The 25,399-nt window shown below is 70.7% G+C and carries 25 protein-coding genes; 18 read left to right on the forward strand and 7 right to left on the reverse strand.

Features of this window, described 5'->3' with window-relative positions; genetic code table 11:
* Positions 1-73: 73 nt before the first annotated feature.
* From LMH63_RS05025 to LMH63_RS05040, 4 genes are read left to right on the forward strand one after another with little or no spacing between them, the layout of a single operon-like run.
* Positions 74-484, forward strand: coding sequence for a hypothetical protein (locus LMH63_RS05025; protein ID WP_109676848.1), 411 nt, complete (start codon positions 74-76; stop codon positions 482-484).
* A 4-nt stretch (positions 485-488) separates the two neighbouring features.
* Complete coding sequence (locus tag LMH63_RS05030) at positions 489-1,238, forward strand: type 1 glutamine amidotransferase (protein WP_109676846.1); 750 nt, start codon at positions 489-491, stop codon at positions 1,236-1,238.
* 8 nt (positions 1,239-1,246) lie between these two features.
* Entirely contained in the window at positions 1,247-2,677 is a 1,431-nt protein-coding gene (locus LMH63_RS05035) for an RsmB/NOP family class I SAM-dependent RNA methyltransferase (protein ID WP_109676844.1), read from the forward strand.
* Between the two features lie 10 nt (positions 2,678-2,687).
* Positions 2,688-3,665, forward strand: coding sequence for an NAD(P)H-quinone oxidoreductase (locus LMH63_RS05040; RefSeq protein WP_109676842.1), 978 nt, complete (start codon positions 2,688-2,690; stop codon positions 3,663-3,665).
* A 166-nt stretch (positions 3,666-3,831) separates the two neighbouring features.
* Here the strand turns inward: LMH63_RS05040 and LMH63_RS05045 are convergent, their stop codons facing one another.
* From LMH63_RS05045 to zwf, 4 genes are read right to left on the reverse strand one after another with little or no spacing between them, the layout of a single operon-like run.
* The gene (locus LMH63_RS05045; RefSeq protein ID WP_109676840.1) at positions 3,832-4,725 is read right to left on the reverse strand and encodes an SIS domain-containing protein; all 894 of its coding nucleotides are present in this window, start codon (positions 4,723-4,725) and stop codon (positions 3,832-3,834) included.
* Positions 4,722-5,711: a glucokinase gene (glk, locus tag LMH63_RS05050; protein ID WP_109676838.1), complete on the reverse strand. Its 990-nt coding sequence runs from the start codon at positions 5,709-5,711 to the stop codon at positions 4,722-4,724. Before glk ends, LMH63_RS05045 begins: the two co-directional genes overlap by 4 nt.
* Positions 5,692-6,408: a 6-phosphogluconolactonase gene (pgl, locus tag LMH63_RS05055; RefSeq protein ID WP_109676836.1), complete on the reverse strand. Its 717-nt coding sequence runs from the start codon at positions 6,406-6,408 to the stop codon at positions 5,692-5,694. The genes glk and pgl overlap by 20 nt, the downstream gene beginning before the upstream one ends.
* On the reverse strand, positions 6,408-7,871 hold the full coding sequence (zwf, locus tag LMH63_RS05060) for a glucose-6-phosphate dehydrogenase (RefSeq protein ID WP_109676834.1): 1,464 nt from the start codon (positions 7,869-7,871) through the stop codon (positions 6,408-6,410). The genes pgl and zwf overlap by 1 nt, the downstream gene beginning before the upstream one ends.
* Positions 7,872-8,091: 220 nt before the next feature.
* On the opposite strand from zwf, the gene edd reads away from it, so the two are divergent.
* From edd to LMH63_RS05105, 9 genes are all read left to right on the forward strand, one after another.
* Positions 8,092-9,954 carry a phosphogluconate dehydratase gene (gene edd / locus LMH63_RS05065; RefSeq protein ID WP_109676832.1) on the forward strand — a complete coding sequence of 621 codons (1,863 nt, stop codon included), beginning with the start codon at positions 8,092-8,094 and terminating at the stop codon, positions 9,952-9,954.
* A 4-nt stretch (positions 9,955-9,958) separates the two neighbouring features.
* Positions 9,959-10,684: a bifunctional 4-hydroxy-2-oxoglutarate aldolase/2-dehydro-3-deoxy-phosphogluconate aldolase gene (gene eda / locus LMH63_RS05070; RefSeq protein ID WP_109676830.1), complete on the forward strand. Its 726-nt coding sequence runs from the start codon at positions 9,959-9,961 to the stop codon at positions 10,682-10,684.
* Positions 10,685-11,094: 410 nt separating this feature from the next.
* Complete coding sequence (locus LMH63_RS05075; RefSeq protein ID WP_109676828.1) at positions 11,095-11,574, forward strand: SUF system Fe-S cluster assembly regulator; 480 nt, start codon at positions 11,095-11,097, stop codon at positions 11,572-11,574.
* On the forward strand, positions 11,558-13,006 hold the full coding sequence (gene sufB / locus LMH63_RS05080; protein WP_109676826.1) for a Fe-S cluster assembly protein SufB: 1,449 nt from the start codon (positions 11,558-11,560) through the stop codon (positions 13,004-13,006). Before LMH63_RS05075 ends, sufB begins: the two co-directional genes overlap by 17 nt.
* Before the next feature lie 58 nt (positions 13,007-13,064).
* The gene (gene sufC, locus LMH63_RS05085) at positions 13,065-13,820 is read left to right on the forward strand and encodes a Fe-S cluster assembly ATPase SufC (protein WP_109676824.1); all 756 of its coding nucleotides are present in this window, start codon (positions 13,065-13,067) and stop codon (positions 13,818-13,820) included.
* A gap of 13 nt (positions 13,821-13,833) precedes the next feature.
* Positions 13,834-15,162 carry a Fe-S cluster assembly protein SufD gene (gene sufD / locus LMH63_RS05090; protein ID WP_109676822.1) on the forward strand — a complete coding sequence of 443 codons (1,329 nt, stop codon included), beginning with the start codon at positions 13,834-13,836 and terminating at the stop codon, positions 15,160-15,162.
* Positions 15,159-16,415: an aminotransferase class V-fold PLP-dependent enzyme gene (locus LMH63_RS05095; protein ID WP_109676820.1), complete on the forward strand. Its 1,257-nt coding sequence runs from the start codon at positions 15,159-15,161 to the stop codon at positions 16,413-16,415. Before sufD ends, LMH63_RS05095 begins: the two co-directional genes overlap by 4 nt.
* Before the next feature lie 2 nt (positions 16,416-16,417).
* The gene (gene sufU / locus LMH63_RS05100) at positions 16,418-16,864 is read left to right on the forward strand and encodes a Fe-S cluster assembly sulfur transfer protein SufU (RefSeq protein ID WP_109676818.1); all 447 of its coding nucleotides are present in this window, start codon (positions 16,418-16,420) and stop codon (positions 16,862-16,864) included.
* 7 nt (positions 16,865-16,871) lie between these two features.
* Positions 16,872-17,195 (forward strand): SUF system Fe-S cluster assembly protein, encoded by a 324-nt coding sequence (locus tag LMH63_RS05105; protein ID WP_109676816.1) that lies wholly within the window; start codon positions 16,872-16,874, stop codon positions 17,193-17,195.
* Positions 17,196-17,331: 136 nt separating this feature from the next.
* On the opposite strand, the gene LMH63_RS05110 is transcribed toward LMH63_RS05105, so the two are convergent.
* Positions 17,332-18,441: a helix-turn-helix transcriptional regulator gene (locus LMH63_RS05110; RefSeq protein ID WP_109676814.1), complete on the reverse strand. Its 1,110-nt coding sequence runs from the start codon at positions 18,439-18,441 to the stop codon at positions 17,332-17,334.
* Between the two features lie 120 nt (positions 18,442-18,561).
* Positions 18,562-18,795, reverse strand: coding sequence for a DUF1127 domain-containing protein (locus LMH63_RS05115; RefSeq protein WP_199225601.1), 234 nt, complete (start codon positions 18,793-18,795; stop codon positions 18,562-18,564).
* Positions 18,796-18,896: 101 nt separating this feature from the next.
* Here LMH63_RS05115 and LMH63_RS05120 point away from each other — a divergent pair, with 101 nt between their 5' ends.
* On the forward strand, positions 18,897-19,838 hold the full coding sequence (locus tag LMH63_RS05120) for a LysR family transcriptional regulator (protein ID WP_109676810.1): 942 nt from the start codon (positions 18,897-18,899) through the stop codon (positions 19,836-19,838).
* A gap of 53 nt (positions 19,839-19,891) precedes the next feature.
* Here the strand turns inward: LMH63_RS05120 and LMH63_RS05125 are convergent, their stop codons facing one another.
* Complete coding sequence (locus LMH63_RS05125) at positions 19,892-20,344, reverse strand: hypothetical protein (protein WP_109676808.1); 453 nt, start codon at positions 20,342-20,344, stop codon at positions 19,892-19,894.
* 442 nt (positions 20,345-20,786) lie between these two features.
* On the opposite strand from LMH63_RS05125, the gene LMH63_RS05130 reads away from it, so the two are divergent.
* From LMH63_RS05130 to LMH63_RS05145, 4 genes are read left to right on the forward strand one after another with little or no spacing between them, the layout of a single operon-like run.
* Entirely contained in the window at positions 20,787-22,187 is a 1,401-nt protein-coding gene (locus LMH63_RS05130; RefSeq protein ID WP_109676806.1) for a c-type cytochrome, read from the forward strand.
* Entirely contained in the window at positions 22,187-23,986 is a 1,800-nt protein-coding gene (ctaD, locus tag LMH63_RS05135; protein ID WP_109676804.1) for a cytochrome c oxidase subunit I, read from the forward strand. Before LMH63_RS05130 ends, ctaD begins: the two co-directional genes overlap by 1 nt.
* On the forward strand, positions 23,983-24,651 hold the full coding sequence (locus tag LMH63_RS05140) for a cytochrome c oxidase subunit 3 (protein WP_109676802.1): 669 nt from the start codon (positions 23,983-23,985) through the stop codon (positions 24,649-24,651). Before ctaD ends, LMH63_RS05140 begins: the two co-directional genes overlap by 4 nt.
* A 24-nt stretch (positions 24,652-24,675) precedes the next feature.
* Entirely contained in the window at positions 24,676-25,389 is a 714-nt protein-coding gene (locus LMH63_RS05145) for a heme-copper oxidase subunit III family protein (RefSeq protein ID WP_229332733.1), read from the forward strand.
* Positions 25,390-25,399: the final 10 nt, after the last annotated feature.

Below are 25,399 nucleotides of genomic sequence, written 5' to 3' on the forward strand. Positions count from 1 at the left end.
CTCGTTGCCCCGGGCCCTGCGGTCCGGGGCGTTCTGGTTGGGGCGGCGGCGACAGCGCGGGGAAGCGGCGGCCATGAGTGATCAATTCTTGCGAGTGGCGGAGGAGCTCGGCTGGGATCTGGAGCAGCAGATCCAGGTTCTGGATGACTTCGTGGCGGGGTTTGGCGTCTCCAGCCGGCTCGATGCCTGGCTCGCGGAGCGCTCCCTCGGGGTGCATCAGCGCTGCAATCGCGCCGGCCTGCGCGACGGGATGCTGCGCTTCGTCGGCGAGCTGGGCGCCGCCGGGGCCTTCTCCCATTATCTGCAGCGCGAGCTGCGGCTGGCGGCGGAGGCGGCGCTCGCGGCTGCCGCTGCCGAGCAGGAGGCCGCGGCGGCACCGGCGGCGGAGGCCCTTGCCGCCGAGCCGCCGGCGCCGCACCGGCGGTGGGGCTGGTGGCCGTTCCGCCGGCAGACTCGTTCCCTGCGCGAGAGCGTGGCATCCTGAGGGTATGACCGAGCCTGTCCCGCGCCCGATCCGCGTAGGCGTACTGCTTTGCGACGACCTCCATGAGGGGCTCGTCTCCCGCTGGCGGTCGTATCTCGCCCTGTTCCAGGATCTGCTGGCCGACGCGGCCGGGGATCTGCAGGCCACGGGCTGGCGGGTGCATGCCGGCGAGTGGCCGGACAGCCCCGAAGCCGCGGATGCCTGGCTGGTCAGCGGCAGCCGCGCCAGTGTTCACGAGGTGCCCGAGTGGGTGCCGCCGCTGCAGGACCTGGTACGGGAGATCGAAGCCGCCGGCCAGCCACTGGTGGGCGTGTGTTTCGGCCATCAGCTGGTGCACTCCGCCCTGGGCGGGCGCATCGGCCGCGCCACGGTGGGCTGGGGTCTCGGTGTCTATGACGTCCGCCTCGAGGCCGACCTGGCCGGCCGGCGTGCGGGCGAGCCGCTGCGGCTGCTCTCTGTCCATCAGGACCAGGTGCTGACACCGGCGCCCGGCTTCCGGCGCCTCGCCACCAGTCCCTTCTGCCCGTGGTACGCGAGCCGGCGCGGCCCGGTGCTCACCGTGCAGGGCCACCCGGAGTTCGACCGCGAGTTCTTCCAGGCGCTGCTCCCCCAGGTTCGCCCCAAGGCCGGCGACGCGGTCGTCGATCGGGCCCTCGCGAGCCTGCCGCCCGAGGACGATACCGGCGCCTTCCGCCGCCTGCTGCGTGACTGGCTGCGGGGCAACGCCGCGGCCGATCTCCAGCCCACGGGCTGAGCCGGGCGATGGATGCTGCCCGCCAGCGCGCCGAGCGCGCCTTCCAGCGCTATCGTGGGCTGATCCCGGACTGGCCCGCCTTTCTCGACTGCATGACCCGTCCCTTGCCGGCCACGGTCTGGGCCAACCCCCTGCGCACCAGCCGCGACGCGGTGGCAAGCCTGCTCGCCGAGGCCGGCTACCGGTCCCAGCCGCTGGCCTGGGATCCACTGGCCCTGCGGCTGCCGGCGGATTTCGCCGCCGGCAGCCACTGGGGCCTGCTTGCGGGCCTGTACCAGTCCCAGGAGGAGGTCTCGCGACTGCCGGTGCACCTGCTCGACCCGCAGCCCGGAGAGCGGGTGCTGGATCTCTGCGCCGCGCCCGGCAACAAGACCGCGCAGATGGCGGTCGCCATGGCCAATACGGGTACCGTCGCGGCGAACGACGTCCAGCGCGGCCGGCTAACCGCCGTGCGGCAGGTGGTCAAGCGCCTGGGGCTCGTCAATGTGAGCACACTGGTACGCCCGGGGCAGGAGTTCCCGCTGCGGGCGGGGGCGTTCGACCGGGTGCTCGTGGATGCGCCGTGCAGCTGCGAGGGCACCTGGCGCAAGGGTGCCTGGCGCCGGGAGGATCCGCCGCGAGAGGTGGATTCCGCCGAGCGCGAGTGGCTCGCCGCCCGCCAGCTGGACCTGCTGCGTCGCGCGCTGCAGATCTGCAGTCCGGGCGGACGCATCGTCTACTCCACCTGCACCTTCGCCCCGGAGGAGAACGAGGCGGTGGTGGACGCCCTGCTCCGGGAGGCCGGCGCATCGGTGGCGCTGCGACCGGCCCGCGTGCCGGGCTTCCCGGGTGCCCCGGGCATCACCGACTGGCAGGGGCGCCGCTACGATGTCCGCCTTGAGGGTGCGCTCCGTGCCTGGCCGCACGCTGCCGACAGCGGCGGCTTCTTCGTCGCCGTGCTGGAGAAGCTCGACGGCCGGGCGCTGGCGAGGGTCGGCCCCGGTCCGGTCCCCCCGAGCCACCCCGTCCTGGAGCGCATCCAGGCGCGCTTCGACCTGCCTGCGGACGCCTTTGCCGGGCTCGTCTGCCATGGGGGCGAGGGCCGGTATCTGAATCTGCTCGCCGCGGATCACCGCTGGCCGCGATGGCCGGCCCCCGAAACCACGGGGTTGCCGGCCGTCGGGCTGCAGGTGAAGCCGCCGAAGCCCACCACGGCGCTGGCCATGGCCCTCGGCGACCGTGCGCGATGCAACCGGGTGGAGCTCGGCGCGGCGGCGGCGGAGGCGTTCCGCCAGCGTCGCCCGCTGTCCGGCGAGACCATCGCGGGCGGGCAGATCACCGGCCCGGGCCATGTGCTGGTGGCGCATCGCGGCTACACCCTGGGTGTGGGACGCTGGACCGCCGAGGGTATGCTGGAGAGCCAGTTCCCCAAGGCGTGGAAGCGCAATCTGCCGGTTTGAGGAGACGATCATGGAGGCCTGGACCATCACCGAGCACGGCGGCCCCGAGGTGCTCAGCCGCGTGCAGCGGCCGACCCCGGAGCCCGGTGGCGACGAGGTACGCGTCGCCGTGCGCGCGGTGGGTATCAACCGCGCGGACCTCCTGCAGCGGCTTGGCCATTATCCGGCACCGCCCGGCGCGCCGCCGGACGTGCCGGGTCTCGAGTTCGCCGGCGAGGTGGACGCGGTCGGACCCCGCGTCACGCGCTGGCAGCCCGGCGACCGGGTTATGGGCATCACAGGCGGCGGCGCATACGCCGAGGCGGTGTGTGTGCACGAGGGTGAGCTCCTGGCCGTACCCGACGGTCTGGACTGGCCGCAGGCGGCCGCCTTCCCGGAGGCATTTCTCACCGCCTGGCAGGGCCTGGTCACCGTCGGTGGCCTTGCGGCGGGGGATCGCTGCCTCATTCGAGGGGCGAGCTCCGGCATAGGCATCGCCGCAGTGCAGCTTGCGGCGGCGCTGGGGGCCGAGCCCATCGGATCGAGCCGCAGCGACGAACGCCTGGCGCGGCTGCGGGCTCTCGGGCTGGCGCATGCGCTGCCGGGGTCGGAAGGCGTCGATCGGGAGGCCCTGAAGGCAGTGGCCCCCGGCGGCGTCGCGCTGGTGCTGGAGCTGGTGGCCGGCGAGCGCTTCGACGAAAGCCTGGCGGCGCTGGCTCCCGAGGGCACGCTGGTGCTGGTGGGGCTGATGGCCGGCATGGAGGCGCGGCTGCCGCTGGCGCGGGTGCTCATGCGCCGGCTGCAGATCCGCAGCTTCACGCTGCGCAGCCTGCCGCTGGAGGGCCGCCTGCGCCTGGCCCGGGAGGCCCGGCGCCATCTGCTGCCGCTGCTCGCGGCGGGCCGCCTGCAGCCGGTGGTGGATACCGTCCTCCCGTTCGCCGAGGCCCCGGAGGCCCATCGCCGCATGGCCGCCGGCGGGCACTTCGGCAAGATCGTGCTGAGTCACTAATGCGCGGTGCTGTGTGGAAGCCGCCGCGATCACGTAGTGGTGTCAAGGGCCGTGCCAGACCCCAGCCCAGCCGACTCCGGTGCACGCCGCCGTGGGGCTAGTGGGTGTGGGGCGGGGCACGGCGGCCCTGAACCGTTCCGGTCGCGGACTCAAGTTGCCGGTCGCGCTACTCCGGCAGCCGCTTGTCGCGCAGCGCGCGTTTGCCGCGGCGCAGCTCCCCCTGCAGCCCGGGGCCCCGGCGCAGGGCCAGGCCGAGGGCGAGGATATCCAGGATCGCCAGATGCGCCAGGCGGGAGGCCATGGGCATGTAGGTGTCCGTGTCCTCCTGCACGTCGGCGAACAGCGCCACCGTGGCCCGTTCCGCCAGCGGCGAGCCGGGGGCGGTGATGGCGATGACCGTGGCACCGCGTTCCCGGGCCGTGGCGACGCTCGCCAGCAGGTCCTGGCTGCGGCCGGTGTGGGAGATCGCGATCACCACCGCGCCTGCGCCGAGGACGCTGGCGGCGATGCCGTGAACGTGGGCGTCGCAGTAGGCGGTGACGGGGATTCCCAGGCGCATGAGCTTCTGCTGGGCATCCTGGGCCACCACGCCCGAGGCACCATGGCCGTAGAGCTCGATCCGCTCGGCCTGTGCCAGCCGGTCGATGGCGGCCTCCAGCGGCGCCGCGGCGATGTGGTTGCGTGCCTGCAGCAGGGTCGCGATATGGCGGTCCAGGACCTTGGCCGCGAGATCCTCGGTGGGTTCGTCCTGGCTCACCCCCTCCAGTACGTAGGGCACGCCCACCGCGAGGCTGCGGGCGAGGGCCAGCTTGAAGCGCTGGAAGCCGGGATAGCCCAGGCTGCGGCAGAAGCGCACGACGGTGGGCTCGCTTACCCCGGCACGCTGGGCCACCTGGGCAATGGGGGAGTCCACCAGCGCATGGGGGCTCGCCAGTACCAGCTCGGCCACCTTGCGCTCCGAGCGCCGCAGGCCGGGGGTCAGGGCGCGCACGCGCCCGAGCAGCGTGTACTCGCCGCCGGACTCCGCGACCTCGACGCCGGCGTCGTTGGCCTTGCTCATGCCGGATGCTCCTCCTCCTGCGAGCGCGCCGCCACCTCGGCGGCCAGCCCGATCAGCGCCGGCGCCTCGGCACGCATCAGCCGCACCGGAATCTGCGCGAGATAGCCGCTGAAGCGCCCCTTGTCCGTGAACCGGCGGCGGAAGGCCGCGGCATCGAACAGCGTGCCGAGGCGCGGCAGCAGGCCGCCGCCGAGGGCGACGCCACCGAGGGCGCCGACGCTCAGTGCCAGATTGCCGGCGGTGGTGGCGAGGGCCGCGGTGAAGATGTCGACGGTTTCGCGGGCACGGGCATCCCCGGCGCGCGCCCGCTCGGCAATGTCGGCGGCAGCGAGGGCCTCGGGGTCCGCGCCGTCCAGCTGCGTCAGCGCCCGGTGGACGGCTTCCAGGCCCAGACCGGAGGCGACGCGCTCGGCGCTGCAGTGCCCGTGCTCGGCCCGGATCACGGCGGCGAGGGCCGCCTCCCGCTCCGTCATCGGGCTGAAGCTGACGTGCCCGCCCTCGCCGGCCACGGCGTGCCAGCCGCGCGCGCAGGGCACCAGCACCGCGGCACCGAGCCCGGTGCCGGGGCCGAGTACGGCCATGGGGAAGCCCGCCCGCGGTTCGCCCGGGGCTACGGTCTGCCACTGGTCCGCGGACAGGTGCGGCACCGCCAGTGCCTGGGCCGCCCAGTCGTTGAGGAACTCGAGGCGCTCGAGGCCCAGCGCCTCGCGGCTGGCACGCACCGAGAAGCGCCAGCCGAGGTTGGTCATGGCGAGCTCGTCGCCGAGCACGGGCGTGGCGATGGCGCAGAGCCCGGACGCCGGGGCGGGGACGCCGACGGCCTTCAGATAGGCCCGGGCCGCGGCGGTGAAGTCCGGGTAGTCCGCCGCCGGCAGGTTGCGCACCGCCTCCGGGGTGCCGCGTCCCGGCCGCACCAGGGCGAAGCGCGCGTGGGTGCCACCGATGTCGGCGATCAGGTGCGGGGTATCAGGGCGACCAGTAGACATGCACCGGCACTCGCCGCTGGCGGAACAGCGCGGCCACGGGGTAGCGCATCGGGTCACCGGCCTCGAGCGCCCGGGCGAGGGTCTGCCACTTCTCCTGGCCGGTCACGTGCAGGGCGATCCAGCGGCTGTCGAGCAGCGTGGCCAGGGTGAGCGTCAGCCGCTCCGGTGGCTCCGCCGGTGCGGTGATTGCCTGGCAGCAGGCCTCGCGCTGCAGGTCCAGGGCCGCCGGCAGCTCCGGAGCGCCGGGGAAGAGCGAAGCGGTGTGGCCGTCGTCCCCCATGCCGAGGATCACCGCGTCAAACGGCCGCGGCAGGGTGCCGAGGGCGGCGGCACAGGCGGCCTCGTCGGCGCGCTCGTCAGCGCCGTCACGGTGAATCGGGACAAAGCGCGCCGCGGCGGCGGACCCCTGGAGCAGGTGCTCGCGCACCAGCCGGGCATTGCTGCGGGGATCGTCTTCCGGTACGCGGCGCTCGTCGGCCAGGCTGATGCCGACCCGGTCCCAGGGCAGCTCGCTACCGGCGAGGCGCTGGTAGAGGGTGATGGGGGTGCGCCCGCCGGAGACGATCAGGCTCGCCCTGCCGCGGGCGCCCGCGGCGTAGGTGATGATCTCCGCCACGCGCCGGGCGAGGGCGTCGGCCAGGGCCTCGGCCGTGGGGAAGCGTTTGGCGTCGTCGAGGGGGGCGGGTTCTCGGGGCATCAGGCCTCCTCGTGCCAGCTGGCACCCTCGCGGCCGAGCAGGGCGCTGGAGGCGGCCGGCCCCCAGGTGCCGGCGGTATAGGGCTTGGGCGCGTCCGCCGCCTGGTTCCAGGCCTCAAGGATCGGCTCGATCCACTCCCAGGCCGCGTACAGCTCGTCGCGCCGCATGAACAGCGTCAGCCGCCCGCGCAGCACGTCCATCAGCAGGCGCTCGTAGGCGTCCGCCTGGCGCTGCTTGAAGGTCTCGGCGAAGTCCAGGTCCAGCGCCGCCGGGCGCAGGCGCATCTGGTCGCCCCGGGCCTTGGCCATGAGATGCAGGCGCAGGCCCTCGTCCGGCTGCAGCTGGATAACGAGCTTGTTGGGCAGCCCGGTGCCGTAGGTGACGTCGAAGATGGAATGGGGCACTTCACGGAAGTTGACCACGATCTCCGCGTTGCGCTCCTGCAGCCGCTTGCCGGTGCGCAGGTAGAAGGGCACCCCGGACCACCGCCAGTTGGCGATCTCCGCCTTGATGGCGACGAAGGTCTCGGTGCGGCTGTCCTCGTCGACGCCGTCCTCGTCCAGGTAGCCGGGCACCGGCTGGCCGCCGATGGCGCCGGCGCGGTACTGGCCGCGCACCGTGTTCTGCAGGGCGCTGCGGCCCTCGAGACGGGTCAGGGCGCGCAGGACCTTGAGCTTCTCGTCGCGCACGGCGTCCGCCTCGATGCTCGTGGGCGGCTCCATGGCGATGATGCAGAGCAGCTGCAGCAGGTGGTTCTGCACCATGTCGCGCAGGGCGCCGGTGCGGTCGTAGAACCCCGCGCGGCCGGCGACGCCGACCTGCTCGGCGACGCTGATCTGCACGTCGCGCACCCACTCGCGCCGCCACAGGGGCTCGAACAGCGTGTTGCCGAAGCGCAGCGCAATGAGGTTCTGCACCGTCTCCTTGCCGAGATAGTGGTCGATCCGGTAGATCGCCTCCTCGGGGAAGATCGCGCCGATCTGCTCGCTGATCGCCCGCGCCGAGGCCAGGTCGTGGCCGAGGGGCTTCTCCAGCACGACGCGGGATCGCGGCGTGACCAGATCGTTGGCCTGCAGATTCCGGCAGATGTCCACGAACAGCCCCGGTGCCACCGCCAGGTAGAACACCCGGCAGCGCCCGTCACGGCCGGCCAGCGCCTCGGCCAGCTGCGCGTAGCTGTGGCTGTCGGTCGCATCCACCGGCACGAAGGCGAGCCGCTCGGCGAAGCGCCGCCACTCGGTTTCGTTCAGCTCGTCGGCGTCGAGGCGTTCCCGGTAGCTGTCATGGACCCGATCTAGGAAGGCCTCCCGGCTCATCGGCGTGCGCGCGGTGGCGATGATGCGGCCGTCCTCAGGCAGCTGGCCGGCCCGATGCCGACGGTAGAGAGCCGGCAACAGCTTGCGCAGGGACAGATCACCGGTGCCGCCGAAGAGGACGATGTCGAAGGGGGATAGCTGTTCCACAGGGCCTCCCTTGGCCGGTGTGTAGCCGCGCTACCGAAGTCTAGCGCAGTCGACGGCGGTAACGAGCGGACCACGGGGGCCCCGGTGCGTTCCGGCCGGACCTGCGGCGCCCGACGTGGAACCGGGATCCGCCAGGGGTCCCCGGGCTGGCACTTAGGTAGTAAAGTTACCGCAGTGGCTGTGTTCCAGCCCAGTCCGCCGAGGCTTCCGGGAGATTCTCATGCCCCCCTGCCATCCCGTCGTTGCCCGTGTCACGGAGCGCATCGAGGCGCGCAGCCGCCCCGGGCGAGAGGACTACCTCCGCCGGCTGCAGGCGGCCGCAGACGAGGGCCCGGTCCGGCGCGGCCTGTCCTGCACCAACCTGGCGCACGCCTTCGCCGCGGCGCCGGAGGCCGACAAGGAAGCGCTGAAGGCGCTGCAGCGCCCCAATGTCGCCATCGTCTCCGCCTACAATGACATGCTCTCGGCCCATCAACCGCTGGAGCGCTTCCCGGCGCTGCTCAAGCAGGCCGTGCGTGAGGCGGGCGGCACCGCGCAGTTCGCCGGCGGTGTGCCGGCCATGTGCGACGGCGTCACCCAGGGGCAGCCGGGCATGGAGCTGTCGCTTTTCAGCCGCGACGTCATCGCCATGGCCACGGCCGTGGCGCTGTCCCACAACGTCTTCGATGCCGGGCTCTGCCTTGGCGTCTGCGACAAGATCGTGCCGGGTCTGCTCATCGGGGCGCTGCACTTCGGCCACCTGCCGTTCATCTTCGTCCCCGGCGGCCCCATGACCTCCGGGCTGCCCAACGAGGAGAAGGCGCGCATCCGTGCCGAGTTCGCCGAGGGCAGGGTGGGGCGCGACGCGCTGCTGGAGTCGGAGGCCAAGTCCTATCACGGCCCCGGCACCTGCACCTTCTACGGCACCGCAAACAGCAACCAGATGATGATGGAGGTGATGGGGCTGCACCTGCCGGGGGCAGCGTTCGTGAACCCCAATACGCCCCTGCGCGATGCCCTGACCATCGCCGCCGGCCATCGGGTGATGGCGCTCACCGCCCGCGGCGAGACCTACACCCCGGTGGGCCGGGTGGTGGACGAGCGGGCGCTGGTCAACGCCATTGTGGGTCTGCTGGCCACCGGCGGCTCCACCAACCACACCATCCATCTCGTCGCCATCGCCCGGGCGGCCGGAATCCAGGTTACCTGGGACGACTTCCACGAGCTCTCGTCGGTGGTGCCGCTGCTTACCCGCATCTACCCCAGCGGCAAGGCCGACGTGAACCACTTCCACGCCGCCGGCGGCATGGGCTTTCTGGTGCGCGAGCTGCTCGACGCGGGCCTGCTGCACGAGGATGTGCTCACCGTCGCCGGCGAGGGGTTGCGCCGCTACGCGGAGGAGCCCTGGCTGCACGACGGCGGTGTTGCCTGGCGCGCCGCGCCGGCCGCCTCGGCTGACCCGGAGGTGCTGCGCCCCGTATCGGAGCCGTTCAGCGCCGACGGCGGCCTGCGGGTCCTCGACGGCAACCTGGGACGGGCGGTGATCAAGGTCTCGGCGGTGAAGCCGGAACACCGGGTGGTGGAGGCGCCGGCCAGGGTGTTCGAGGACCAGCAGCAGGTGCTGGACGCCTTCCGCGCCGGCGAGCTGGACGGCGACATGGTGGCCGTGGTGCGCTTCCAGGGGCCGCGGGCAAACGGCATGCCGGAGCTGCACAAGCTGACCCCGGAGCTCGGCGTGCTGCTTGGCCGGGGACACAAGGTGGCGCTGGTGACCGACGGGCGCATGTCGGGCGCCTCCGGCAAGGTGCCGGCGGCGATCCACGTCACGCCGGAATGTCTCGCGGGCGGACCGCTCGGCAGGGTGCGCGACGGCGACATCATCCGGGTGGATGCCGAGCGGGGTCGGCTCGAGGCGCTGGTGCCCGAGGCCGAGTGGCAGGCCCGCGAGGGCGTCGCCGCCAGCGCGGTGAGCCAGCACGGCATGGGCCGGGAGCTGTTCGGCCTGTTCCGGGCCGCGGCTACCGGGGCCGAGGACGGGGCGCGCAGCTTCGGGCTCGATGCGGACAGCCTGCGCACGGCACTGGACCACGAACGGGTAGGGTAGTGATATGACGCCGACAATTGCCGAGGTCATGGGCCGGGCGCCGGTTATTCCGGTGCTGGAGATCGAGGACCGGGCGCAGGCGGTGCCGCTTGCCCGCGCGCTGGTGGCGGGCGGACTGCCGGTGCTGGAGGTGACACTGCGCACCGGGGCCGCGCTGGAGGCGGTGGCCGCCATCCGGCGCGAGGTGCCGGAGGCGCTGGTGGGCGTCGGCACGGTGACCCGGGTCGGCCATTGCCGGGAGGCGGCGGACGCGGGGGCCAGCTTCCTGGTGAGCCCCGGCGTCACGGAGCGCCTGCTCGCCGCCGCCGAGGCCGCCGGCCTGGGACTGCTGCCGGGCATTGCCACGGCCTCGGAAATCATCCTCGCCGGCGAGGCCGGGCTGCGGCATCTCAAGTTCTTTCCGGCGGAGGCCAATGGCGGCACGGCCGCCCTGCGCGCCCTGCGCGGCCCGTTCCCGGACGTGCGCTTCTGCCCGACGGGCGGCGTTCGGCCCCAGAATTTCCTCGACTACCTGAGCCTGCCCAACGTCCTCTGCGTCGGCGGCAGCTGGCTCGCCCCGGCCTCGGCCCTGGCCGCGGGGGACTGGGACCGCATCACCGACCTCGCGCGCCAGGTCAGCGGCGAGCGCCCCCGCGCCCTGGCCGCCGGTCAGCCCTGGGACGACGATGCGCTTTCCTCGGTGGCCGGCGAGGAAGACCCCGGCGCCGCCGCCGAGGACCTGCGCGGCTGATCCTCGCCTGTTCCTGTTTGGCCGGGGCTGTGAAGCGAGCGCGCGCCGGCGATAAACACAACGACACAACGGGCACAACGATTCACAACGAGTAGAGAATTCAAGAAGTTCCGCAGAGACGTAATAGGCGAGGCGCTTTGATGGCTGCGTGAACCACCGTTCTGCGTTAATCGGACTCACTTTCGCCTCTGCGCCCTTCGCGTCCTTAATGCTTATCCCTCTCTCGCGTTGTGAATCGTTGTGCCCGTTGTGTCGTTGTGTTTAATCCCCACGCTCGGCGACCCCGCCCCACGCTCGCGACCCCGTGCCCACGGCCTCACAAGGAACTCGACCCCGCCCTGGACGTCTCACCGGATGCGCGCTAGTTTAAAACGTACCAAAGCAGTCCAGTTTGAGGTACACTGCCGCCGATGATCAGGATCAACCGCGAAACCGACTACGGCATCGGCGTGCTCACGCTCATGGCCCGGGCCCCGGAGCAGCGCTACAACGCGGCGCGACTGGCCGAGGAGCGGGGGCTGCCACAGCCGATGGTGAGCAAGATCCTCAAGCATCTCGCCCGGGCCGGGTTGCTGGTCTCCTACCGCGGAGCCAAGGGCGGCTACGGCCTGGCCCGCTCCCCGGAGGCGATCAGCGTCGCCGAGATCATCGGCGTGCTGGAGGGGCCCATTGCCCTGACCGACTGCGTCGAGGACGGCCCCGATGCCTGCCAGTACGGCAGTCACTGCAACGTGAGCGCCGTCTGGAACCGGATCAACGGCGTGGTGCAGGACGCCCTGTCCCGCATCAGCCTTGCCGAGATGTCCGCCGCCGACAGCAACGGCGCGGAGATCGACAGCAACGTTCATCCCCTGGAGTTCACCGGAGTGCGTCATGTCCGCGAGCACTGAGACCATCGAGGAGCTCACCAACCGCAAGTACGAGGCGGGCTTCATCACCGATATCGAGGAGGACCGGGCGCCGCCGGGCCTCAGCGAGGACACCATCCGCTTCATCTCCGCCAAGAAGGGCGAGCCGGAATGGCTGCTGGAGTGGCGGCTGGAGGCGTATCGCGGCTGGCTCGAGATGAAGGAGCCGGACTGGCAGTACGTCCACTACGACCCCATCGACTTCCAGGCGATCTCCTACTTCGCAGCGCCGAAGCGCGACGAGGACCGGCCGCAGAGCCTCGACGAGATCGACCCGAAGATCAAGGAGACCTACGACCGACTGGGCATCCCCCTGCACGAGCAGGAGATGCTCGCCGGCGTGGCCGTGGACGCGGTGTTCGACTCGGTCTCCGTGGCGACCTCCTACAAGGAGAAGCTCAAGGAGAAGGGCATCATCTTCTGTGCCATCTCCGAGGCGGTGCAGGAGTACCCGGAGCTGGTGCAGAAGTACCTGGGCACGGTGGTGCCGAAGGGTGACAACTACTTCGCCGCCCTCAACTCGGCGGTATTCACCGACGGCTCCTTCGTCTACATCCCCAAGGGCGTGCGCTGCCCGATGGAGCTCTCCACGTACTTCCGCATCAACGCGGCCAACACCGGGCAGTTCGAGCGCACCCTGATCATCGCCGAGGAGGGCAGCTACGTCTCCTATCTGGAGGGCTGCACGGCGCCGATGCGCGACGAGAACCAGCTGCACGCCGCGGTGGTGGAGCTGGTGGCCCTCGACGATGCCCAGATCAAGTACTCCACGGTGCAGAACTGGTACCCGGGTGACGAGTACGGCAAGGGCGGCGTCTACAACTTCGTCACCAAGCGTGGCCTCTGCGCCGGTAAGAACTCGAAGATCTCCTGGACCCAGGTGGAGACCGGCTCCGCCATCACCTGGAAGTATCCGAGCTGCGTGCTCAAGGGCGACAACTCCACCGGCGAGTTCTATTCCGTCGCCGTGACCCGCCACCGCCAGCAGGCGGACACGGGCACGAAGATGATCCACATGGGCAAGAACACGAAGAGCACCATCGTCTCCAAGGGCATCTCTGCCGGCGAGGGCCAGCAGGTGTACCGGGGGCTAGTGCGCATCGCGCCGACGGCGGACAACGCGCGCAACTACTCGCAGTGCGACTCCATGCTCATGAGCTCCACCTGCGGCGCGCACACGTTCCCCTACCTGGACGTGCAGAACACCACCGCGCAGCTGGAGCACGAGGCCACCACCTCGAAGATCGGCGAGGACCAGATCCTCTACTGCACCTCCCGCGGCATCTCCGCGGAGGATGCGGTCTCGCTGATCGTCAACGGCTTCTGCAAGGAGGTCTTCCGCGAGCTGCCGATGGAGTTCGCCGTGGAGGCGCAGAAGCTGCTGGAGATCACCCTCGAGGACTCGGTGGGCTGAGCGCCCGCCGGTCCCGCGCGGTTCAACAGACAACGACTTTCAGACCCAGGGAGGCAGCATGGCACTGCTGGAGATTCGCAATCTGCACGTCTCGGTGGAGGGCACCGAGATCCTGAAGGGCATCGACCTCAGCATGGACACCGGGCAGGTGCACGCCATCATGGGGCCGAACGGCTCCGGCAAGAGCACGCTCGCCAAGGTCCTGGTGGGCGACGAGGCCTACGAGGTGACCGAGGGGCAGGTGCTCTTCGAGGGCGAGGACCTGCTGGAGATGGACCCGGAGGTGCGCGCCCGGGTCGGCGTGTTCCTCGGCTTCCAGTACCCGGTGGAGATCCCGGGTGTCTCCAACACCTACTTCCTCAAGGCGGCGGTGAACGCCATCCGCAAGCATCACGGCAAGGACGAGATGGATGCGATGGAGTTCCTGCAGCTGGTCAAGGAGCGGGCGAAGACCGTCAAGCTCGACGAGACCCTGCTGCAGCGCCCGGTCAACGAGGGCTTCTCCGGCGGCGAGAAGAAGCGCAACGAGATCTTCCACCTCTCGGTGCTGGAGCCGAAGCTGGCGATCCTCGACGAGACCGACTCCGGCCTGGACATCGACGCGCTGCGCATCGTGGCCGACGGCGTCAACAACATGCGTGGCCCGGAGCGCGGTTTCCTGGTCATCACCCACTATCAGCGGCTGCTGAACTACATCGTGCCGGACGTGGTGCACGTGCTGGTGGACGGCCGCATCGTGCAGACCGGTGACAAGACCCTGGCCGAGGAGCTCGAGCGCAAGGGCTACGAGGGCTACGAAGAGGCCGCGGCCTGAGGGGGATCGGCAGATGGAAGCACTGGCAGAAACCAAGAGCGTCTATCTCGAGGAGTTCGAGGGGCGCGGCGCCGCGGGTCCCCAGTGGCTGAGTGCCCTGCACCGGCGCGGCATCGACGCCTTCGAGGCCCGCGGATTTCCGGGTCCCCGGGAAGAGGCCTGGCGCAAGATGAAGCTGCGCCCGGTCACGGACGACCACTTCCGCGCCGTGGAGGCCGCCGGCACGGTGCCCCAGGCGCTGGCGGAGCGCCTCGGTGACGTCGGCGAGGGCTATCGCCTGGTGTTCGTGGACGGGCACTTCGACGCCGGCCTGTCGGATCTGGACGACCTGCCCGCCGGGCTCACGGTCACGCCGATCAGCGCCTACAGTGACGCCGCCCCGCAGCGGCTGGCGGAGCTGCTGGGCGCCCGCGCGGACATCGACGGGCATCCCTTCGCGGCGCTGAACACGGCCTTCTTCGTCGACGGCGCCTTTGTCCATGCCGCCCGCGGGGCGCTGGTGGAGAAGCCGGTGATCGTGGTCCACGTCACCACCCCCGACGCCGACCGCCGCGCGGTGTATCCGCGGCTCGCGGTGCGCGTGGAGCCGGGTGCCGAGGTGCGTGTCGTGGAGCGCTACATCGGCGACGATCAGGCCGGCACGCTGATCTGCCCGGTGAGCGAGCTCGCCGCCGACGAGGACGCAGTGCTCGACTACAGCCGCCTGCAGGAGGACGGCATCGCGTCGATGAACATCGGCACGGTCAACCTCGCCGCGGCGCGCAACACCTCCGTGCGCGGCGCCTTCGTCGGCACCGGCGCCTGCATCGCGCGGCTGGACCTGACGGCGGATCTGGAAGGCCCCGGCGGCGAGATCGACTGCAACGGCATCTATCTCACCGACGGCAAGCAGTTCCAGGACTACCACAACTGGTTCAACCACCGTGCCGAGCACTGCTACAGCCGCCAGCGCTTCAAGGGCATCCTGCAGGGCCGCTCGGAGACCGTGTTCGACGGTCTGGTGAAGGTCTTCGAGGGCGCCCAGAAGACCGATGCGGAGCAGGAGAACCGCAACCTGGTGCTGGGGAAGATGGCGCTCGCCCACTCCAACCCGCGTCTCGAGATCTTCGCCGATGATGTCCGCTGCACCCACGGCTCCACGGTGGGGGAGCTGGACGAGCAGGCGTTGTTCTACCTGCGCACCCGCGGCATCGGCGCCCGCGGCGCCAAGGGTATGCTGACGCTGGCCTTCGCCGGCGAGATCGTGGACATGTTCAAGGTGCCCGGGGTGCGTGACCACGTCCGCCGCGTGCTGATGGAGCGGCTCGCGGTGGAGGATGCGAGCATCGGAGACATCCTATGAGCACACGCCCGGTGGATGTGACCACGGCCGGCGGCGCCCTCGAGGTCGCCCGGCTGCGCGAGGACTTCCCGGTCCTGGCGCGGCCCATGAACGGCCAGCGTCTGGCCTTCCTCGACAGCGCCGCCAGCGCGCAGAAACCGCAGGCGGTGATCGACGCCGAGCGGCGCTGCTACGAGGAGTACTACGCCAACATCCACCGCGGCGTATACGCGCTCTCCCAGCGCTCGACCCAGGCCTACGAGGGCGTGCGCAAGACGGTGCAGCGCTTCCTCAACGCCCCGGATGAGCGCGAGGTGGTGTTCACCCGCGGTACCACCGAGGGCATCAACCTGGTGGCCCAGTCCTTCGCCCGGCCGCGCCTGCAGCCCGGGGACGAGGTGCTCATCACCGGCATGGAGCACCACTCCAACATCGTCCCCTGGCAGCTGGTCACCGAGGCCACCGGTGCGAAGCTGGTGGTGGTGCCGGTGACCGATCGGGGCGAGGTGGACCTGGACGAGTACCGGCGCCTGCTCGGGCCGCGTACGAAGATGGTCGCCGTGGTGCACGTCTCCAATACCCTCGGCACGATCAACCCGGTCACCGATATGACCCGCCTTGCCCATGAGGCGGGCGTCCCGGTGCTGGTGGACGGTGCCCAGTCGGCGCCGCACATCCCGGTGGACGTGCAGGCCATGGGCTGCGATTTCTACGCCTTTTCCGGGCACAAGACCTACGGGCCCTCCGGCGCCGGCGTGCTCTGGGGCCGGTTCGAGCATCTCTCGGCCATGCCCCCCTACCAGGGCGGCGGCGACATGATCCGCACGGTGCGCTTCGAGGGCACGGAGTACGCGGCACCGCCCCAGCGCTTCGAGGCGGGCACGCCCAACATCGCCGGCACCATCGCCCTCGGCGTGGGCCTCGAGTACATCGAGAGTGTCGGCCGGGAGCGTATCGCCGCCCACGAGCAGGAGCTGCTCGCGTATGCCGACGAGCGGCTGGCCGAGATCGAGGGGCTGCGGGTGATCGGCACCGCGCCGGAGAAGGCCGGGGTGATCTCCTTCGTGCTCAAGGGCGCGCATCCGCACGACATCGGCACCATCCTCGACATGGAGGGCGTGGCCATTCGCGCGGGGCACCACTGCACGCAGCCGCTGATGGAGCGCTACGGCGTGGCGGCCACGGCGCGCGCCTCCTTCGGCCTGTACAATGACCGCGACGACGTGGACGCCCTGGTCCGTGCCCTGCATCGCGTGAAGGAGTTCTTCGGCTAGCCATGTCCGATCTGCGCGAGCTCTACCAGGAGGTCATCCTGGATCACAACAAGCGGCCGCGGAACTTCCACCCGGTGGAGCCGCACTCCCACGAGGCGGACGGCTACAACCCGCTCTGCGGGGACAAGGTCACCATCCAGCTGCGGCTGGACGACGCCGGCCGCATCGAGGACATCGGCTTCCAGGGCGATGGCTGCGCCATCTCCACGGCCTCCGCCTCGATCATGACGGAGATGCTCAAGGGGCATACCGTGGACGAGGCCCGGGAGACCTTCGACCGCTTCCATCATCTGGTCACCGACGACGACGCCCAGCCCGACCCCTCTCTGGGCAAGATCGGCGTCCTGGCCGGCGTGCGCGACTATCCCATGCGCGTCAAATGCGCCACGCTCGCCTGGCATACGCTGCAGGCGGCCCTTGAGGAGCGCGAGAGCGTCAGCACGGAGTAGTGCGGCCATGAGCGCCACGGCCGATGTCGAGCGCCTGCGCGGGGAGATCGTCGCGGCCCTGCGCTGCGTCTACGACCCCGAGATCCCCGTCGATATCTACGAGCTCGGCCTGATCTACGGCCTCGAGATCGACGAGGACGGCTTCGTCGACGTCACCATGACCCTCACCTCCCCCGCCTGCCCGGTGGCCGGCCAGATGCCCGGCATGGTGAAGGCCGCCGTGGAGCAGGTAGCGGGCGTCAACGCCGCGGAGGTGGAGCTCACCTGGGATCCGCCCTGGACCCAGGAGCGAATGAGCGAGGCCGCCAGGCTGCAGCTGGGGTTCTTCTGACCGGATCCTGCTCGCGGAGGCCGTTCGCGGCGAGGGCGCCGCTCCGACCGGCTCCGATCCGGTGCCAGGACCCGGTGACGCCTGTGGGAGGCGCACCCCCGCGCCGAATCCCCGGGGCGCGCGACCGTCAACCGGCTCAGCGCGCGCTGGGGCAGAACCCGATGCTGCGCCAGCCAAGCGCCACCAGCTGCGCCTGGCTCGAGCAGGCCAGCTTGCGGCGCAGCGTCTTCAGGTAGGAGCGGATCGTCGCCAGCGTGCACCCGCGCATCTCGGCGATGGCTGCCACGTCGCGCCCCATCATCAGGTGGCCGAGTACCTCGGCCTCGACGCGGGTCAGGGCCAGTCGCTGGCGCAGGTGGTCGAGGTCGACGCGGTCGGGGCCGGAGGCGTCGCGGATCATCACCAGCCGCGCCTCGGCGTCAGCGTCCGCGCCGTCGGCGAGGATCGTCAGTTCCAGGGCCTGACCGCCCTGCACCGAGGCCAGGGTCAGGCTGTCGCCACGGGAACCGGCCCGGCGATGCGGGTCGCTTAGCAGTTCGGCGAGCCGACGGTTCGCTCCCCGCTCGCCCAGCCGCAGGCGGCCGGCCTCGAGTCTCAGCGCCGGCCCCGAGGCTCGCAACAGCGCCTCTACCGCACCCTGCATGTCCAGCACCCGGCCGTCCGGCCGGCAACGGAGCAGTCCCACACGCCACTGCGCGAGCAGCTGATCCGACGCTGCCACCCGCCCGCGCGCCAGCGCCAGTGTGTTGGCCAGGTGCACGGCGCGGCGCAGATGGGCGGTCAGCCGGGCGGCTCGCTCCAGCGCCGCGGGCGGGATCGGACCCGCCCGCCAGCCGTTCTGCACGCTGATGCCAACCAGGCGGCCCCCGGGCAGGGACGCCTTGGCGAGGCCCTGATGCGCGATGCCAAGGGGCTCGTAAAACCCCTGAAAGGCGTCGGTCGCCTCCAGCGACCGACGCGGCAGGGCCTGCGTGTCGGTGCAGACCCGCCGCGGGTGCTCGAGCATGGCGCGGGCAGGGGCATCGTCAGCGGCCCACTGCTCCAGGTACGTGACCCGGTCGCTTGCCGTCAGAGCCGAGCAGGCCCCGCCATAGACCACGTTGTCGGCATTGATCAGACAGACATTCGCGCAGTCGGTGCCGACCCACCCACGGATGGCGTCCATGGCCCACGGTCGGCCTTCGATGGCACTCGCGTAGAGCCCGTCGAGAATGTCGGCGAATGCCTCCGTGCCGCGCTGCGTCATGCCGGGTCCCGTGCGCCGCGTCCCCTCGCCAGCAGCATAGACCGCCGCGGCCAGGCTGCCAGTGCACGGCGCTAAGCCGTACCGCCGCGCCGAGGCCCTGGCCCCACGCCGGTGTCCTCGTCACTCCCGCCAGAAGGGCCGATAGGCCTCCCGTACGAGGTCCTCCCGCCGCACGCCGATGTCCCGCAGCAGGTGGGCGTCCAGGCGCGTGAGGTCGGCTCGCAGGCGGGCGCGGGTGCGGCGGCGGGCCAGGCCGGCACGAAGCCACCCCAGGGCCCGCCGCATCCGCCCGCTGTCGCCCTGCCTCTTCGGCGTTTGTATCCGCTGAACGCAGTGTTCGCTCTTCGTGATCATGGCGGCGCCCTCCGTCGTTGCCTGCGTGGGCTATTCTTCCGAGGGAGGGGGAGGCAGGGCCATCGACAATCGGTGAGCAAAGCGTTCAGGGAATCTGAAGGATGAATCTCAACTTCAATCAGCTGCGGTCGTTCCTGCTGGTGGCCGAAGAGGGCAATCTCACCCGGGCGGCGGCGCGCCGGCACAGCACGCCCTCCGCGGTAACCGCCCATCTGCAGCAGCTGGAGGCGAGGCTCGGGGTCGTGCTCTTCGAGCGCGGCCACAGCGGCATGCGGCTGACCGAGGCTGGCGAGCACCTGCTGCCGGCGGCCCGCCGCGTCCTGGCCGCGGCCCGGGAGCTGGCAGACGCGGCCGCCACCCTCACCGGGGACAACGCCACGCGCAGCATCTCCCTCGGCCTCAATGCACCGCCCGAGCACCTCCACGTCGGCCGCATCATGACCGTCGGCGCCCGGGGCACCCCGCCGCTGGTGATCCATCTGGAGTCGAGCATGAGCGAGCGGATCATCGCCGACGTCGCGGCCGGGCGCCTGGACGCGGGCTTTGCCTACGGGGCGGTGGAGGAGCCGGCGCTCGCCCGGGAGCCGCTCGGGCAGCGGCGCCTGCGCATTGCGGCGCCGGCGGGTTACCCGATCGAGCACTTTCCGGACGATCCGGCCGAGCGTGCCGCGCTCCCCTGGATCTGGCCCGGCGTGGCCGGCTGTCCGTTTCGCCGGCTCATGCCGGAGATTCTCGGTGCAAGCGCCGCCGACGCCAACATCATCAATCGTGTGGACGGCGAGGAGAGCATTCGTGCGCTGGTGCGCGCCGGGATGGGGTTCGGCCTGCTGGAGGAGCGCTATGCGCAGGAAGCGGCGGACGACGGTGGCCTGAAGCTGCTGGCGCCGGCCTGGGAGATACCGCTGGGCCTCGTTTACCGGGCGGATCGGGCCGCGGAGCCTGGCATCGCGGCCCTGCGCGCGGCGGTGCGGGAGGCGTGGCAGCAGGTGTCAGAGGGCGAGGACGAGGCGCGTGCCCCTGCGTCGTGGCAGATCAGGGCCTGACCCGACGGGCCCGCCCGGCGCCGCGTGGGCACCGGTGAGGGGGCGGCCCGGAATCAGCCCTCGAGCGCCGAGTCGTCGCTCGGCGGCTGGCTGGTCGGGCGTTCCGCCGCCGGCGCCTCGGGGATCTCCAGGGCGGCCAGCCGGTCGGCGCAGAGTCGGGCGGCGCCGCTCAGCTGGATGTCCGTGCCGTCCACGGCGAGCCAGCCCTGATCGGCGATCAGGCGATGGCGCTTCCAGCTGGTCTCGGCCTCCAGCTCGGTGAGCCGGGCGGCCAGGTTGTCGGCGCTGGTGAAGCGCTCCACGCAGACACTGGCGAGCAGGGTGTCCCGGGCGTCGTCGGCCGCCCGCTGCGTCATCTCCGCAGCGGTACCGCCGGTAACCCAGCCGCCGAGCGTGAACCCGAGGACCACGGTAGCGGCGGCCGTGCCGGCCATGGACCAGAACCACTGGGGCTTGCTGGGCCGGAAGGCCTCCCAGCGCTTTGGAAGGCTGTTTTCGTTCGTCATGAGTGCTCCGTGGGGTTGGGTGCCCGGCCCGTGAAGGGGCTGGACGGCGCGCCGATGGGCGCGATGCGGTCGTCATCCGAGTCTCACGCCACAGTGCGCGCAATGGCGGCGGATGTCCGCGCGGTCTGATTGACGGTGGACGCCTACGGCTCCCCCGGGGCGCCGGCGCCCGATGGCGCCTTTGCTACACTGTCTGCCAGGAGCCTGGGCCCGGGGGCGGGGAACGTTCTCCGGCGCAGGCTCCGGGGAGCGGTGGTGTAGCCGCCGTCCGTAGCCGGGGCCACATGGCCCGGGAGCGTGGGCATGACGGTGCTGGCCCGCATTCCTGTTGTTGCCGGCGTATCGCGGCGCCGGCCCGGCGCGAAGTCGAGTCGTCCAGTCAGTCGGTCGGCTTCGCCAGGGACGCTTGTGGCCAGCGCCAATGGTGGCGGAGGACGCTGACATGGTCCTCGCCATTGTCCTGCTGCTGCTGGTCCTCGGCTCCATCGCCTTCTACTTCCTGAGCCCCTGGCACCTCACGCCCCTCGCCTCCAACTGGGCAGCGGTGGATACCACCATCCAGATCACCTTCGTGGTGACGGGGCTCGTCTTCGCTGCGGTCAACCTCTTTCTGGTCTACGCCATCGTGCGCTACCGCTACCGGCGGGATCGGCGGGCGCTCTACGAGCCGGAGAACAAGCGGCTCGAGGCCTGGCTCACCGGGCTCACCACCGTGGGCATCGCCGCGCTGCTGGCGCCGGGGCTGTTCGTCTGGGAGCGCTTCATCGCCGTGCCCGAGGACGCGCAGCGGGTCGAGGTCGTGGGGCAGCAGTGGCACTGGAGTTTCCGCTTCCCGGGCGAGGACGGGGAGCTCGGACGCGTGAGCACGAGGCTGATCAGCGAGGAGAATCCGTTCGGCATGGATCCGGAGGATCCCCGCGGCCGGGACGACGTGCTCGTGCAGAGCCCGCGCGTGCGCCTGCCGGTGGACCAGCCGGTGCAGGCGCTGCTGCGCTCGAAGGACGTCATCCACAATTTCCAGGTGGCGCAGTTTCGCGCCAAGATGGATCTGGTCCCGGGCCACGTGTCCTACGTGTGGCTCACTCCCACGCGCACCGGGGAGTTCGAGATCCTCTGTGCCGAGCTCTGCGGCATCGCGCACTTCGCCATGCGTGGGATGGTGGAAGTGGTGGAGCCGGCGGAGTTCGAGGCCTGGCTCGCCGAGCAGCCCACCTGGGGCGAGATGATGGCGCGCCCGGAGCCGGACCTGCAGGCCGGGCGCGAGCACTACGCCACCTGCGTCGCCTGCCACGGGGAGCAGGGGGGCGGCAACCGGCAGCTAAACGCGCCCGCCCTCGGCGGCCAGGACGCCTGGTATGTGAGCCGCCAGCTGCAGAATTTCCGGGCCGGCATCCGCGGCCAGAACCCGGACGACCCCTACGGCGGGCAGATGACCGCCTTCGCCCGACAGCTCGAAGACCGCGCCGCCATCGCGGATCTCGCGGCCTACATCGAGAGCCTGCCCGTGGCCGATCCCGAGCCGACGGTGAGCGGCGATCCGGAACGCGGGCGGCGGCTGTATCGCACCTGTGCGGCCTGTCACGGTGCCGACGGGCAGGGCCATCACGCCTTCAACGCGCCCCGACTTGCCGGCATGAGCGACTGGTATCTGGTCCGTCAGCTGGAGCACTTCAAGGTGGATGTCCGCGGCGCCCACGCCGAGGACTTCTATGGCAATCAGATGGCGCATATGGCGCGGATGCTGGTGGATGACGAGGCCGTGCGGGACGTCGTCGCCTACATCAACACGCTACCCCGGCGGTCCGGTACCGAGGTGGCAGCCGCCGGGGGGAGGGACGAGTGATGGTGCAGCGGGCCCACGATGCCGTATCCCACGTGCCGCCGGCGGAAACCGAGGACATGGAGCTGGTCCATCCGCACAGCTTCGTCACGAAGTACATCTGGAGCCAGGACGCCAAGGTCATCGCGATCCAGTACGGCCTCACGGCCACGGCCATCGGCCTGGTGGCGCTGGTGCTGTCGCTGCTGATGCGCCTGCAGCTGGGGTTCCCGAACACGTTCTCGCTCATCGACCCGAGCAGCTATCTGCAGTACGTCACCATGCACGGGATGATCATGGTGGTGTACCTGCTCACCGCGCTGTTCCTCGGCGGGTTCGGCAACTACCTGATCCCGCTGATGTGCGGTGCCCGGGACATGGCCTTCCCCTACCTCAACATGCTGAGCTTCTGGGTCTACCTGCTGGCGGTGCTGATCCTGGTGGCGAGCTTCTTCGTGCCGGGCGGGCCCACCGGCGCCGGCTGGACGCTGTACCCGCCCCAGGCCATCACGCCGGGGAGCCCGGGCACGGACTGGGGCATCGTGCTGATGCTGCTCTCGCTCGCCGTGTTCATCGCCGGCTTCACCATGGGCGGGCTGAACTATGTGGTCACGGTGCTGCAGATGCGCGCGCGGGGCATGACCCTGATGCGCCTGCCGCTGACCATCTGGGGCATCTTCATGGCCACGGTGCTGGCGCTGCTCGCCTTCCCGGCGCTGTTCGTGGCCGCGCTCATGATGCTGCTGGACCGCGGCCTCGGCACGAGCTTCTTCCTGCCGGAGATGCTGGTGGCGGGCGAGCCCTCGGACAGCACCGGCGGCAGCCCGCTGCTCTTCCAGCACCTGTTCTGGTTCTTCGGTCACCCGGAGGTGTACATCGTCGCGCTGCCGGCCTTCGGCATCGTCTCCGACCTGATCGCCACCCACGCGCGGCGGAATATCTTCGGCTACCGCATGATGGTCTGGGCGATCATCGCCATCGGTGCGCTGAGCTTCGTGGTCTGGGCGCATCACATGTATGTGAGCGGCATGAGCCCGGGCTTCGGCTTCCTGTTCGCCACCACCACGCTGATCATCGCGGTGCCGACGGCGATCAAGGTCTACAACTGGGTGCTCACCCTCTGGCATGGCAACATCCGCCTGACCGTGCCCATGCTGTTCGCCATCGGCTTCATCTTCACCTTCGTCAATGGCGGGCTGAGCGGGCTGTTCCTCGGTAACGTCACCGTGGACGTACCGCTCTCGGACACCTACTTCGTGGTCGGCCACTTCCACATGGTGATGGCGGTGGCGCCGATACTGGTGATCTTCGGGGCGATCTATCACTGGTACCCGAAGATCACCGGGCGCATGCTCAACGACACCCTGGGGCAGGTGCACTTCTGGATCACCTTCCTCGGCACCTATGCCATCTACTATCCGATGCACTTCATCGGCCTCGAGGGCGTGCCGCGGCGCTACTACGCCTACGGCGAGACGGCGTTCATCTCCGACTCGGTGCAGGGCCTGAACGCGGGCATTACCGTTGCCGCCATCACCGTGGCGGCGGCCCAGCTGCTGTTCCTGTTCAACCTTGCCTGGAGCCTGCGCCATGGGCGCGAGGCAGGACCCAACCCCTGGCGGGCCACGACGCTCGAGTGGCAGACCCCGGACACGCCGCCGCGGCACGGCAACTGGGGTGACGAGCTGCCGGTGGTCTACCGCTGGCCCTACGACTACAGCGTGCCCGGGGCGAAGGAGGACTTCATCCCGCAGAACGTGCCGCCGGAGGGCGTGGAGCCCGCCGGGACGGCACCCGACACGCCCGCGGGAGGCCGGCCATGACCGTCACGCTGGTCTTTCTCGCCCTGCTCATGGCCGGGTTTGCGGGCTGGCTGGTGAGCCAGTCGGTGAACGTGCGCCCATGGGTCGCCGGACCGCTGGCGGCGGAGGCGGTGCCCCCCGAGCGCGTGCTGCGCACCGGCCGGCTTGGGCTCGCGGTGTTTCTGGCGGTGGTCACCTCGCTGTTCGCACTGGCCATCAGCGCCTACCTCATGCGGATGGAGCACGGCGCGGACTGGCGCGCGCTGCCCGAGCCCGGGCTGCTGTGGGTGAACAGCGCCTGCCTCGTGCTCGCGAGCCTGGCGCTGCAGCGGGCCTGGGGCTCGGCGGCCCGGGGCGGCGGCCGTGAACTGAAGCGCAGCCTGGCGGTGGGAGGGGCACTGACCGTCCTGTTCGTGGCCGGGCAGCTCCTCGCGTGGCGCCAGCTCGTTGACGCCGGCTACTACCTCACCGCCAACCCGGCGAATGCCTTCTTCATGTTCCTGACGGCGCTGCATGCCGCGCACCTGATCGGCGGGCTGCTGGTCTGGGCGCGGCTGCTCCGGCGCGCCCGCGCGGGGACGACGACGCCGACGCAGCTCGCCGAGGGCGTTGGCCTCTGTGCCCTGTACTGGCACTACCTGCTGCTGCTCTGGGCGATCCTCTTCGCCCTGCTGCTCGCTACCTGACGGGACGCCCCGGAGGAGGATGCGGTGGCTGCTGGACCCAACCCTCACGGCACGACGCTGGAGCCCGGCCTGAAGGGGCTCGTCGCGGACTGGTCGTCGGACCAGCGGGCCTTCAAGGGCGTGCCCTGGGGCAAGGCGATGATGTGGATCTTCCTGCTCAGCGACACCTTCGTGTTCGCCTGCTTCCTCGTGGGCTACATGACGGTGCGCATCGCCACCGCCGAGCCCTGGCCGAACGCCAGTGAGGTGTTCGCCCTCACCGTCGGCGGCGAGCACGTGCCGCTGCTGCTCATCGCCATCATGACCTTCGTGCTCATCAGCAGCAGCGGCACCATGGCGCTGGCGGTGAAGTACGGCTATGAGCGCAACCGCCGCGCCACGGCCATGCTGCTGGTGCTCACCGCCGTGCTCGGCGCCACCTTCGTCGGCATGCAGGCCTTCGAGTGGACCAAGCTGATCCACGAGGGCGTGCGGCCCTGGGGCAACCCCTGGGGGGCGCCGCAGTTCGGCGCGGCGTTCTTCCTGATCACCGGCTTCCACGGCACCCACGTAAGCTTCGGGGTGCTGTTCCTCGTGATCATGGCGGTAAAGGTCGCCCGCGGGGCCCTGGACGACCAGCGGCCGGGCTTCCTCACCGGTCGGCGCGGGCGCTACGAGATGGTGGAGACCCTGGGCCTGTACTGGCACTTCGTGGATCTGGTGTGGGTTTTCATCTTCGCCTTCTTCTACCTGTGGTAGGAGGCACGGT

The organism is Spiribacter halobius (genome assembly GCF_020883455.1).
Classification (GTDB): Bacteria; Pseudomonadota; Gammaproteobacteria; order Nitrococcales; family Nitrococcaceae; genus Sediminicurvatus; species Sediminicurvatus halobius.